General features: G+C 48.3%; 9 protein-coding genes and 2 pseudogenes. 2 read left to right on the top strand and 9 right to left on the bottom strand.

What is annotated here, in order from left to right; genetic code table 11:
• The 8 genes and pseudogenes from ACTQZS_RS15060 to gloA2 all read right to left on the bottom strand — a co-directional run.
• Positions 1-2,822 (bottom strand): annotated as a pseudogene (locus tag ACTQZS_RS15060) (accessory Sec-dependent LPXTG-anchored adhesin); the annotation flags it as partial.
• A 376-nt stretch (positions 2,823-3,198) separates the two neighbouring features.
• Positions 3,199-4,752 (bottom strand): accessory Sec system glycosylation chaperone GtfB, encoded by a 1,554-nt coding sequence (gene gtfB, locus ACTQZS_RS15055; protein WP_441476545.1) that lies wholly within the window; start codon positions 4,750-4,752, stop codon positions 3,199-3,201.
• A complete protein-coding gene (gene gtfA / locus ACTQZS_RS15050) occupies positions 4,725-6,218 on the bottom strand; it encodes an accessory Sec system glycosyltransferase GtfA (protein ID WP_441476544.1) in 1,494 nt (497 codons plus the stop codon). Before gtfA ends, gtfB begins: the two co-directional genes overlap by 28 nt.
• A gap of 91 nt (positions 6,219-6,309) precedes the next feature.
• A complete protein-coding gene (locus ACTQZS_RS15045) occupies positions 6,310-7,695 on the bottom strand; it encodes an APC family permease (RefSeq protein ID WP_441476546.1) in 1,386 nt (461 codons plus the stop codon).
• A 43-nt stretch (positions 7,696-7,738) separates the two neighbouring features.
• Positions 7,739-8,305 (bottom strand): VanZ family protein, encoded by a 567-nt coding sequence (locus tag ACTQZS_RS15040; RefSeq protein ID WP_441476543.1) that lies wholly within the window; start codon positions 8,303-8,305, stop codon positions 7,739-7,741.
• Between the two features lie 39 nt (positions 8,306-8,344).
• Positions 8,345-8,572, bottom strand: a complete 228-nt coding sequence (locus ACTQZS_RS15035; protein WP_441476542.1) for a hypothetical protein — start codon at positions 8,570-8,572, stop codon at positions 8,345-8,347.
• Positions 8,573-9,112: 540 nt separating this feature from the next.
• A complete protein-coding gene (locus ACTQZS_RS15030) occupies positions 9,113-9,886 on the bottom strand; it encodes a hypothetical protein (RefSeq protein WP_441476541.1) in 774 nt (257 codons plus the stop codon).
• Between the two features lies 1 nt (position 9,887).
• Positions 9,888-10,271 (bottom strand): SMU1112c/YaeR family gloxylase I-like metalloprotein, encoded by a 384-nt coding sequence (gene gloA2 / locus ACTQZS_RS15025; protein ID WP_227617353.1) that lies wholly within the window; start codon positions 10,269-10,271, stop codon positions 9,888-9,890.
• A gap of 391 nt (positions 10,272-10,662) precedes the next feature.
• On the opposite strand from gloA2, the gene istA reads away from it, so the two are divergent.
• Together istA and istB are read left to right on the top strand one after the other, a co-directional pair.
• Positions 10,663-12,027 (top strand): IS21 family transposase, encoded by a 1,365-nt coding sequence (istA, locus tag ACTQZS_RS15020; RefSeq protein WP_441476540.1) that lies wholly within the window; start codon positions 10,663-10,665, stop codon positions 12,025-12,027.
• A 173-nt stretch (positions 12,028-12,200) separates the two neighbouring features.
• Positions 12,201-12,977, top strand: coding sequence for an IS21-like element helper ATPase IstB (gene istB / locus ACTQZS_RS15015; RefSeq protein WP_441476539.1), 777 nt, complete (start codon positions 12,201-12,203; stop codon positions 12,975-12,977).
• A gap of 28 nt (positions 12,978-13,005) precedes the next feature.
• Here istB and ACTQZS_RS15010 read toward each other — a convergent pair.
• A pseudogene (locus ACTQZS_RS15010) lies at positions 13,006-13,213 on the bottom strand (hypothetical protein); the annotation flags it as partial.

Here is a 13,213-nt window from a genome sequence, read left to right as displayed (position 1 = left end):
CTCTGACTCTCACTGTTCGACAAAGAAGCAGACCGGCTGATGCTTTCAGACTGAGATATGGACGTGCTTTCCTTTGTCGAAGCACTTGCACTATCGGAAGCACTTGCACTATCGGAAGCACTGACACTATCGGAAGTACTTGCACTGGTCGAAGCACTCAAACTGTCTGACATACTCAGCGAGTTTGAAGTTCTCTGACTCTCACTGCTCGACAAAGAAGCAGATCGGCTGATGCTTTCAGATTGAGATACGGACGTGCTTTCCTTTGTCGAAGCACTTGCACTATCGGAAGCACTTGCACTACCAGAAGCACTGACACTATCGGAAGCACTTACACTACCGGAAGTACTTGCACTGGTCAAAGCACTCAAACTGTTTGACATACTCAGCGAGTTTGAAGTTCTCTGACTCTCACTGTTCGACAAAGAAGCAGACCGGCTGATGCTTTCAGATTGAGATGCGGACGTGCTTTCCCTTGTCGAAGCACTTATACTACCGGAAGCACTTACACTACCGGAAGTACTTGCACTGGTCAAAGCGCTCAAACTGTCTGACATACTCAGCGAGTTTGATATTCTCTGACTCTCACTGTTCGACAATGAAGCGGACCGGCTGATACTTTCAGATTTTCTTTCGGAATCCCGTTCGGACGCACTCGCACGGATGCTGTTTGATTCAGAGACATTCGAGATACTTTCGGAACGAACGCTGTTGCTTAGACTTGCCGATGCCGAAAGACTTGTCGATTTGCTTGTACTTGCGCTCGTCGATTCACTCTCTAAACTGCTGCTCTGCGATGCAGATTCCGATGCTGCGCTTTCAGACTGAGAAATTACCGATGACAGACTTACGGATGCAGAATCGCTTGCACTACCTGACTGCGATGTTTCCTCAGACAGACTATCGGATGCACTTTTGTTGCTGGCTATACTGATAGACTCACTTGCGCTTACAGATACGGAATTGCTGTATTGCTCCGATTGCTCCGTCGAATGCAATTCACTAACCGAAGCAGATCTCGAAGATTGATTGGAAATATCCTGAGACAATGAATGGCTGCTACTCTCTGAAGCACTTTCGGTACGCTGGCTTTGCGAAGCAGATGAGCTAGTACTGTTGCTTGCGGTTACACTATCTTTCTGCGAAAGCGACAAACTCGAACATAATGACGCCGATTCGCTTTGCCTGGTTGAAACAGACTCTGACGTTGACTGGGACATGGATGCCAGTTCACTGACACTCCCCGCTTCACTTGTGTAATTAGCTTCCGGTGTGATGGTAACCACACCTCTATTACTGCTTTCCGCTCCCTGACTGCTCTCCGCCACTGTGGGATGAATCGTATACCTAAATATCCCCCTACTCCAGTGATCTGCAGTGCTACTCGAAGTCGCCTGAACACTGACCACAACATTGGCAATGGCTTTGCCCCATTCTTGATATTTACCTAGGGACGTATCAAAGGAGACAGTAACAGTGCCATTTACATTGATCTTTTCTGTTGTGGAATAGCTGTCGCCCCAGTATCTACCTTTATAATCAATGGTTGTAATATTAGAACCGAGCGCCCTTTTTTTATATCTATTTGCTTGATCAGCTTCACTATATGAATCATTATTATTGTAAAATCCATTATTTACATTATTAAATTCATATGTATGTCCCATAGCATCTGTAATTGATATATTTTCAGGTGCCTTGGCGCCGCCGACAACATTTAAATAAAATCCAAAATACTGCTGGCTATTATTCCATTTCTTGCCATCCTTTGCCTGGTATTTAAACTCCCAATGGATGTTTCCGCTTTCAAGGTCGAGCGTTCCCGTTACATTCTTAATAGTATTTTTTTCATCCCTATCGATATATTCAAATACCTTGACTTCTTTTACTTTTTCAATGCCGGCTGTTTCACTCGCAGAAGCGGAAGTGCTGGTACTTACTGATGCCGATTCAGAAGAGGATGCAGATACAATCTGACTTTCAGAACCCGAAGTACTGTTCGACAGACTCTGACTGTCTGATAATGATACAGAAGTTTCGACGGAAATGCTTCCGCTCTGGCTGTTCGAGGCAGAATCAGAAACGCTTTCCGAAACCAGCTGACTCTGATGTTCGGAACCTGCCGCAGATTCCGACACAACAGTACTTGTCTGTGCAGACTCCTCCAGTGAAGTTGAGGTTGAACGACTTGCGGATTCTGACACAGCGCTGTTGAGCATGCGTCTGCTTTCTGAGGCTGAAGCAGATTCACTTACACTCTCACTTGCTGAAGCAGATTGTGTTTGAGAAGCCATTGTGCTGCCGGAAACCGAATCCTGCAGACTATCACTTTCCCGGAGGCTTGCCGACGCAGAAAGTGAATCACTGTCAGAGGCAGACTGACTCGATAGATCATTTGAGGCTCCTTCAGAGGCAAGTCTGCTGGCTGTTTCGGACAGACTTTCAGAATCCACCTTATCCTGATTGCTGTTGACGTCAGACATCGACTGACTGGCTTTCTGAGATTGTGCGGCAGCCTCCCCGGCAGAAACCTTACTGTCTGCTGAACCTGTCAGTCTTTCATTGGATGTTTCCGATCCGGTATCAGATTCCGAGACGGATAATGCCTTTGATTCCGAAGCAGTTGCCTGTTCCAGTACACTTTCGCTCGTCCATCCGGATTCGGAAAGATTTTCAGCCTCAGCAGCATATACCTTATTCCCCTGACCGAAAATCGCGGTTCCGCCCAAAAGAGCGCCTGTCGCGGCGACTCCTTTTAGAAGAGTATGTTTTCTCTTTCGATTAACAATCTTTGTTAAGCTTTTTTTCTTTCTCTTTTTCATCGTTGATACACCTGCCTAAAGTCATCTATCGCTGTCATGCCTGTTGAAGTTGTTGGACTTCTGCAATCGTATAACCAGAACGATATTAGATACTATTAATTTTGCTTTTCGATTATAGCACCTCTCCTGTGAAAATGTGTGAAGAAACTGTATCCATCGTCCATACGATCCGGATCGCCGGAAATCCGGCATCGGGATACTGAGCCCCCTTAATATTGAAATTTGGAAAAATGAACCTGGAATGACAGAATGCCGGCATCAGCGTCACAAAATTTTGAGACGCCGTGATCCACCTGTATCACTGCGACTAGGCAGTTATCAATTGCGGCGTAAAACCCACAGGCTTGCCCGTGGGATCAGTCAGAAGCTCACCACCTTACGTGGAGGGCATCTGACATTCGAACAATTCCCGGTACGTGTCTGTTCTCTCACTCATGGCAGCCTGATGCTGCAGCGACAGTGCAGCGGGCAGACGGTCCGGATCTGCGGCAAGCGAGCAAAGATCCGATGCGTCGTGAAAAATATGTTCTTTCGCGACGTACCGGTGTTGATGAATGGTTGTCTCAAAGCCCAGAATCAGCTGATTATTCAGAAAAGCTCGCCTTACGCTGGAGAGAATTTCACCGCCATGATTGATGTCGAAATAATAATCACATCTGCGGAACAGTTCGTTCACTGTTTTCTCCTTTACCACAGGATACAGCCTTACATTCGGATAGCGTCCGAATGCCAGAAGGCGGGCAGACATTTCCGTGACCGCCGCAATGTGGAACACCATCTGAGGCAGACGCTTCACCACCACTTCAAGCTCTTCGATCTGATCGGAGTTTGTGCAGATCAGAATATCAGGGCGGCAATGATTTTCCCTTTCAAAGGGATAGACAAAGCCCAAAGGCCGTACCCATTCCTTTGGAGCACCAAGCTTGATCAGTTTCTGCCGGCTGGCCGGATTCTGTACATAGATCCTGCGGGTGTGCGAATGTCCGTTCAGGATCATCTGCATATTTCCGGGAATATCTTCGCGCGGGCCCTCCTGCCAGAACAGAAAACTGTCTGATGGAAAGCGCTCGCTGACAAAGAGCGGCGTTGACAGCGAATTATAAAAGATGCGCTGCCCGTCCGCCTTTAACTCACGAAGCATTTCGATGACGAGATCCGTCCGGCTTTTATAGATATACGTTTTATGATTGCGGGTGACGATAATGTCGCCGGTCACATCGTTCTCCACCACGCATTCCTGGCCGTCATCATTAAACCACGAACGGCAGAACCGCTTCCCGCTTCGATTAAAGACCGTTCTCGCATACAGGAGTCCGTGACAATCGTAATGGTCGGTGCAGCGGACAATGCCCTGATCGTCCAGCCAGTCCACCTCACTGACCAGCCGGCGATGCGCCGGCTGCGCATAAAAAATACGGCCGCGGAGATGATGAAGATCATGGATCTCGCCGCCGCTGCCTGTACTGCTGATTTCCCAGTAATCCGGCAGTTCGATCTGATTGAAATAACGCGGACTCCCTGCCTTCCAACCGGCATGCAAGATACGATATGCATTCACGGCCTTTGTATTGCTGCGATCTTTCGCACTGAAACCGTTCAAGCCGGCACCCTTCTCACCAGATTTCTTTTTTTCAGGATCGCTGCAGAACCACCGGAAAACGGAAAGGACATCCGGCGGTTGAAAGCCCTTGTCCTCAATCACGACAACAGGTCCGGCAAAACCCGCACAGCGAAAGGACTGCTTCAGCATATCAGCCATCTCATCGTAACGATCAAGCAGCAGAATGCCGTCAGTCACTCTTACCCCGGCAGAGGCATTTCCATCGATCGGATCATTTGGTGACATACCGGTACAAGCATTTCTTTCTGCCAGATAATTTATTTCTACATCGGTATGAGCATTTATTTTAACCGGATCACTTTTTTCCATTTCCGCATCACCTTTTCTGTCAAATAAGATTGTGCAACCGCATAGGAATGTTTATGAAAGGAGGCACGGTCGGCCATCTGAAAATATTTCACCACAGCCGCGGAGAGGCCCTCCACATGCTCCGGTATGGACATATCCTCGTCCACGGGAATCAGATAGCCATTTCTGCCGTCGTCGATAAAAGTCGGATTCCCATACGGAACATCAAAGCCGATAATGGGCAGACCGCTGCCGACGGCTTCCATCAGACTCAGGCCAAAGCCCTCACTGGTCGACCCTGACAGATAGAGTTCATAATTTCGATAGACATCGGTCATATCGTACTGCCCCATCAAACGGATATAGTCATCCGCCTGATTCTCCCGGATCAGCTGCAGGAGCCGCTGCTGTTCGCTGCCCTCACCGTAGATGTCCAACGTAAGCTCCGGGATCTCCCTCTTCGCCTTCACACAGGCCTCAATGACCCAGTCCACATGCTTCTCCGATGCCAGCCGGCTGGCAGTCACAATAGAAAAAGGCTTCCGTGCGGTGTCCGGATAGCGGAGCTGTTCCAGACTGCCCACCGGAATCGTGCGGATCTCAGGTACCTCTCCCGTGTACTTCTCGAACTGGGCGCGCATGAGATCCCGCTGCGCATTAGTAGAAGTGATAAAAAAAGAAATATGCCGCGACATATCAAAGGAATACTCATAATAATTGTTCCAGAGAATATTCCGGTCATCGGTACTTCCGACGCTGTAATGATCCGCATGCACAACGATGCCGACCCTGGCAGGTGCACAGTTCTGCAGAATTGCCTGCCCGATGCCGGTCGTCCGGTCAATGATGACGACATCCCTGTGGTTCAGATGCAGACACCGGACCAGATACCCGACCAGCTCCTCCTTGGAATATAAGATCTGATCGGGAAAACGATACATGACATCGCCGTCATCAGTGATTTCCTCATACGCGACAGAACCGTCTGTATTGAAAAAACGGCGCAGATACAGATGAGCCTTATTGTCAAGCGGAGCATAATATTCCGAATAGATCCGTCCGTAGGTAAAATAATCCTTGCGGATCAGACGGCCGCCGGACACATATTCCACACGATGCAGAAGGTTCTCCTGATCGTTGACAAAATAAAGCGTGCAGAAATCATGATCTGAAAAAAAGAGACGGCCGATTTTTCCGGTCCGCTGCACACGGTAATCGACATTCGCGAGAGTTTCCTGAAAATCTTCCAGCGTATAAGTGACCGGCGCCGTACGAAAATCCGTAAAAAAAGTATAGAGCCACAGGATTTCCTTATCCTTGAAGCCCATCTTCTTCGTATAATGTTCGATGTTCTCCCGCGGAAACATATCCGTGAAAATAAAACGGGCAGGCTCATCGATGGCGCGCAGCATGCGCGCCCGATACAGCTGGGCGTACTCTACGCCGCTGGAAGCCCAGCCGATGCCCAGGTTGAAATTGTAGATCATCGCTCTCCTCCTGTCTCACATTTATGTCCTATGATCATCAACAAAATCGCAATGCCTCTCGCGACATCTATAAGCGGAAGAAAATTGAACGCTAATTCTCCGGAGATTTACAAAATAACGCATTTTCTCTGATCCGGGTATTTTCCTTCATATGTGGAAGGCTCAATAAATAAAATAACATACCTGAGCCAACCCAGACTCCTACGATCACCCATTCTACACCAGACAGCGAACAATTTCCAACCGGCAGGTATAAAGACACAAAGAACAGCGAGATTATGACGGCGATTATTCCTACGATCATCCCATGCTTTACCCTGAAGGGCCTGGGCAGGTCTTTACAGGTTATTCTTAGAATCACAAAGGAAATGGTGACCATTAAATAGGCGATTACGGTACCGAATGCGCTTGCGTCAACAAACCACCCGAGAGAATTTTTCCCAAGAAGCGGTGTCAGGATCGTAATGACGCCGATGAATACAATCGCATTTCCCGGTGTATGATATTTCTTGTGAAGCTTCCCGAAGAAGTCCGGAAGCATCTTAGCCCGGCCCATCGAATAAAGAACTCTTGTTGCGCCGATAATAAAGCCATTCCAGCTGGACAGAATTCCCATAATCGCTGTAACAACAATCAGTTTACCTGCAATCGGACGATTTGCCGCATAATTCACAGCGTTTACCACAGACAATCCCTCTCTGCCAAGGATCTCATTCGGTGCCGCCAAGGAACTGGCAAGAATAATCATGATATACCATCCTGCAGCTAAAAGGATGGATGCCACAATGGCAGCAGGTATCTTTTTTAGCGGAAGATTCATTTCCTCCGCCACCTGTGGAATAACATCAAAGCCGACAAACATAGCCGGAACAGCCAGAACCACAGAAAACATCCCGTTTGCTGACGTAAACAGCGGTTTCATATTCTCAATAGAACCATTCATGCCGCTGATAATCGCGAAGGCAATGCCGCCGACAGCCAGTATTGTTGTGACCACCGCCTGAAAAATTGTGGAGGTCTTAATCCCCTTTGTATTGATTATGCACAATAATGCTCCGACGCATACAGGGATTACCAGCCAGGTCGCATATACATCAAATCCGGCGATGGTCCAAAGATAACCATATCTCGGGATCGTAATCAGGTAGTCAATCGCTGTAACCAGCGCCGGTCCCTCCCATGCAGCGACACCAATATATGCAAAAGCAATCATCCACCCGGAGAACCATGCCCCGTGGTAGCCCAATGCCTTATAGGTAAAAACGAGTTCTCCTCCGGAATAAGGCAATGCGGGAGTAAGCTCGCAATAGGTCAGGCCGACAAAAATACAGAGAACGGCGCCAATGACAAACGCAAGCACCGCACCAATCGTTCCGCCCCGGTCAACCCAATTTCCGGTAAGTGCTACCCATCCCCATCCTATCATCGTGCTGAAGGCGAGAACAAGAACATCCTTAAATTTTAAATTCCTGTTCAGGGTTTCTATGGATCTGTCCTCCTAATAAACTCCTACCCAATTCCTACTCAACCATCGGATTGACTGACTTACAAACTGACAATAGGGAAATTATCACTGTTCCGCAGCATGCTCCGAACACATCCAGCCAGACATCTGCGATCTGTGGACCTCTTCCGCTGAAAATCTGGATGGTCTCATCGATGAACGCAATGTAAAAAGCATATCTTACAGAAGTCAGCATCCTGCCGTGCAGCAGCCGAGAAAACCTGTTTATGAGACTTTCACTTCTTTCGGGATCCGTTCCGCAAGCTGCCCCGGCATCAGAAGTTGTCCTACATGCTGCCGCAGCATCAGAAGTTGTCGTACACGCTGCCACAGTGTCAGAAAATCGGACATTCTGATACAGTCTGAGCTCTGTCCCCAGTATGAAATACTCGGTAAAGTGGGCTATTTTTCTGATCAGATGGTTCGTCACCCGGTCCCTGCCTACGATAACCGATAAAACCGGATACAAAATCTTCAGAAAAAAACCACTCTCATCGGCCGAGGCTGGCCTTGGCACCATGGAGTGGCCCCAGATAAAAGCAAGGGTAAGGAATATGATAATCGTGATGACTTTTCGTTTCATAATGTGTGATTTATATACTACTTACAGACTTATCAAATGTCAGGAACGAAGTTTTTCCAGTGCCTGGTCTATGGTAAGTCCTTGTGCTGTGATCTCTGCCATCACTTCGTCCACACGCTGTTCATTCAGTTCATCTTCGATCTGCTTTATCTGATCGTCTATTACCTGAAGTTTCTGTGTATACTTTACCTGATCTTCCTTTAACTTTTCCAGTTTGCTCTGCAATACCTCTGAGCGACTGCGACGTGTACGTTTTCCTTCTGCCATGTTATTCCCTCCTCCACACCAAAAAATAATCTGTGACTTTATTAAAGAAAATACAATAGGTGTCTCATTAAATTCATATTAACATAAGGAAACAGCCTCTACCAGATTTAATATGAATATTCCGGTGCGCTGAAAGCGCCTGTCCGGCATTCTTCAAATAGGGCTTGCAAAAACAAAATAATCCATTGGATTTATCCTAGAATTTATCTATAATCATAATACCAAGGAGGTACTCATTATGATTATTGACACTGATAAAACTGTTTCGATGACAGAAGCTAATCAGAACTTCTCCAAGGTTGCCCGTATGGCAATGGAATATGGTGACGTCACGATTCTGAAAAACAACAAAGTTTTTCTAACTGTCCACTATGCTCCACAAGATGATTCTGTAAAAGCTGCATCTGATGCAGATGTGCTCGCTTCCTCAGCAAAGCTATTAAAACGAAACAAACTTTCTATAATGCTACCATCCTTCCTAACTGAGATTCACATCCTCAGTTACGGCACATCTTACCGTAGACTTTTGCACATAGCAACCTATTTTTTGCGGTCTTTCGGATGCCCCATCTTCTCCTTCACTTCATCCGGCACATCGATCAATCCGAACCGATAGAACATTCCGTAGATGTAAGTCACTCCCCGGATATCGCCCAGAGCTTTCGGGCGGTCTACCACTTCTCCTTTAATATTCTTCAGCGCCAGCAGCACTGAACTCCATGCTAGACTTTTACTCTTCTCCCGGCGGTCGATCCACAGCTCTTTTGTGTACTCACCGTTCCTGCCTTTTTTAATTTCGTAAGAGAATGGCATTCCAGAGTAGGTTTTAAATCCTACCCCGGCATAGGACACAACCATGCCCCAGAAGTTTTCTTCTGTCGGATCAACCCTCCACCGCTTCATTGCTCTGTATCTCCGCTGCCGCTCTGCTCCGACACTGATCTTCCCTTTTTCTGCTGTGCTTGGGAAGTACACACCTTTCCGATATGGCAGGTACGAGGTGACGGAGGCTTTGGAAAGTTTCAGAGTGTTTGCAGTTGAGAGTATGGAGGTTTTGTAGTCTTGTGTTTCACGGTATTCTTGAAAGGCAGCTTGCACCTTCTCCGCCATTTCAGATTCATACACATCGGCCGTGATGAGCAGCTTTCTTACTTTGATTGGATTTAATCCCAGTTCTTCGCCGATGGCCTGCAAGGACATCTCAGAATCATAAAGTGCCACAGCACTTTCCAGCTGCTCTTTCAGATTTTTCCCGGCATCGTACTCTGGCTTCAACTTCTTCCGGCCACCGCCTGGTTTTCTTGTTTTCTTCATTTTACTCATGCAGCTCCAACGGCAGTCCGTCCGGGTCATGGAAGAAGGTCATCTTCTTGCCGGTGTAATCATCCACACGAATTGGCTCACATTCAATTCCTACCTCTGCCAACTCATTCACTGTCTGCTCCACGCTCTCCACACAAAATGCAAGGTGACGCAGCCCACAGGCCTCCGGGTGGTTCACACGCTTCGGCGGGTTTTCTTCTGCAAAAATCTCCAGCTCTGTGTGTTCGTTAACACGCAGATCCAGCTTCCAGTCTTTACGCTCTGGGCGATAGTTTTCTCTGATAACAGAGAATCCCAGCTTGTTCACATAGAAATCCTTAGCTGCTTCATAGTCAGATACAATGATTGCAATATGATGTATTTTTGATAAATTCATTTTATGTCACACTCCATTTCTTTTATTTCCGTTATAAACTATATAGCGACCTTCAAAAAAACCGTGTGAACTTCTGGAGTTCAGTTTGTCCACACGGCCGATCTTATTTCAGTTTTTCGAGGATTTCGTCCGCACTCATGCCGCTGGCCAGCAGCTTCTTCAGCACAGCCTCTGCTTCGGTCTTCTTAGCTTCTTCAGCGGCCTTAGCATCTACCTGATTATTCCGGCCCCTTCGGAGCCATCTGTCCGGACTTTGAGAGCCACCATTCCGGAGAATGAGAGCCACTGATTCCGGAGTTTTGGAGCCACTCTGACGGTTCCTGTATCATACGTTCCTTTATACTGTTTGTGCACGCTTCAGCGTGACTACAGATAAAGGAGGGTCACCATTATGACCAAGTATCGTGAGATCCTTCGGCTCAAGAGCCTGGGATTTAGTGACAGAAACATTGCACGCAGCTGCAGTGTTTCACGTAACACAGTCAGACGCGTGATCGATAAGGCGACTGAGATGGATATCTCATGGCCTCTCGATTTCGGCATGACTGACGGTGCGCTCGAGGAGCTTTTGTTCCCGAGCGACAAGTCGGCGACAGACAGACGGCTTCCCGACTATAACTACATCCGCAAAGAACTCTTGCGGAACGGTGTCACAAAAAAGCTTCTGTGGATCGAATACTGCGAGGAATGCCGGCAGGCCGGCGAAGAACCTCTCATGTATTCCCAGTTCTGCGAATACATCCGCAGGGATGAACAGAAGCGCCGTGCAACCATGCACATCCCCAGAAGACCGGGTGAGCAGATCGAGGTTGACTGGGCGGGAGATCCCGCGCACATCATCGATCCGGATACCGGTGAACTCACCGACTGCTGGCTGTTTGTAGGCGTTATGACCTACAGCCAGTACACGTTCGTCGAAGCATTTATGAACGAACGGACCGGGAACTGGATCAAGGCCCATGTCCACATGTTTGAATTCTTCGGCGGCACTGCACCGATGATTGTGGCCGATAACTGTACAACAGCGGTCGATCACAAAAAGAGTGACTGGTATACACCGGTACTCAATACGACGTATCACGAAATGGCAGAGCACTATAATGTCGCGATCCTGCCGGCTCGTGTGCGCCGTCCCAAGGACAAACCGAATGTAGAAGGCTCCGTAGGCAAGATATCCACCTGGATCACTGCCGCTTTACGGAATGAGCAGTTCTTTTCGCTGGCGGGATTAAACGTCGCCATCCGGAAGAAGCTCGATGCCTACAACGCCAGACAGTTCCAGAAAAAGGAATGCAGCAGGCGCAGTCTGTTTCTTGGGGAAGAACAGCCATTACTGGCACCTTTGCCTGCCACACCCTTCGAACTGGCCGAATGGAAAATCGCCACCGTACAGTTCAACTATCACATCGCAGTAGACGGTATGTTCTACTCAGTGCCTCATCAGTATATCAAAGATAAGGTCGATGTGCGGGTGACAGACACAACGATTGAAATTTTTTATCATCACGATCGGATCGCTTCCCATCGTCGCCTTCACGGCAGGAGCGGCCAGTATTCCACGGTCACGGCGCACATGCCCGATGACCACCAGAAATATCTGGAGTGGAACGGCGATCGTTTCCGCAGGTGGGCGGATCAGATCGGGCCAAACACACGAAAGGCGGTTGATGCAATCCTTACCTCCGGCCGGGTCGAACAGCAGTCATACAGGAGCTGTATGGGACTGCTGCGGCTGGCAGACAAGCATACTTCCTAGCAGCTTGAAAAAGCCTGTGAGCGTGCATTGTCCTACAGTGGCAAACCCAGCTACAAAAGTATCAAAAATCTCATCACTGCTATGAAGCAGAAACCGGATGCTTTGCCATCTGATGAAGAAACCAAACCGCGCGGCATTACCAGAGGCGCCAGATACTACGGAGGTAACAGATCATGACCAACGAAAGCACTATTAACAAGTTGATTGAAATGCGACTTACTGCTATGGCTGACACGTTCCGCATACAGAAGGACGATTCCTCTATGAAGGATGTCCCCTTTGATGATCGTTTCGGCATGCTGGTCGATGTTGAATATACCAGCAGGAAAAACAACCGGTTAAAACGCCTGATTCGTAAGGCGGATTTCGAGCAGCCGGATGCTTCTGTCGCGGCAATCGATTACCATTCCGGAAGGAAGCTTAATAAATCCCTGATCGAGCGGATGGCGAACTGCGAATACATCACAGAGTGCCGCAACATCTTCATCACTGGCGCAACCGGAAGCGGTAAAACCTACATGGCCTGTGCCTTCGGTATGGAAGCCTGCAAGCAGTATTACACAGTACAGTATGTCCGCCTTCCGGATCTGCTCCTTGACCTGCAGGCGGCGCGGGACGCCGGGAACTTTCAGTCCGTCCTGAAGAAATACACCAAACCGGTTCTGCTGATCATTGATGAATGGCTTCTTCTGAAACTCACAGAGCCAGAGGCCAGGAACCTGTTTGAGCTGATCCATAAACGACGGAAGAAATCTTCCACGATCTTCTGCTCTCAATTCCGGGAGTCAGAATGGTATCAGCAGATCTGCGGCGGAGAGAGCACTCTTGCCGATGCGATTATGGATCGTATTGCCTACGACTCCTATAAGATTGACATCGAGAGTGCTGATCCTACCAAAGACATTTCTATGAGAGAAGTCTACGGATTGGATCCCGCACAAGCCAAGTAACAGTGTAATGCAAGTTGGGGTGGCTCCGTCAGTCCGGACAGGTGGCTCTCGCCACACCGGACAGGCGGCTCCGCCGCCCCGCAATATTCAGCTTCACGTAGTCGGTGAAGCTCTTAAGGCTCCCAGTTGGAAGTGAAATCACCACCGGGAAAATCTCGCCTTCGCGCACAAGATAGAGCATGTGGCGGTTCTTGCAGGCCTTGGACTTGTTCCCGCCGGATCCAAACTTGTTATAC

This window comes from Bilifractor sp. LCP19S3_H10 (assembly GCF_052119185.1).
Taxonomy (GTDB): domain Bacteria; phylum Bacillota; class Clostridia; order Lachnospirales; family Lachnospiraceae; genus Bilifractor.
This window is presented reverse-complemented; position numbering and strand designations above follow the sequence as displayed.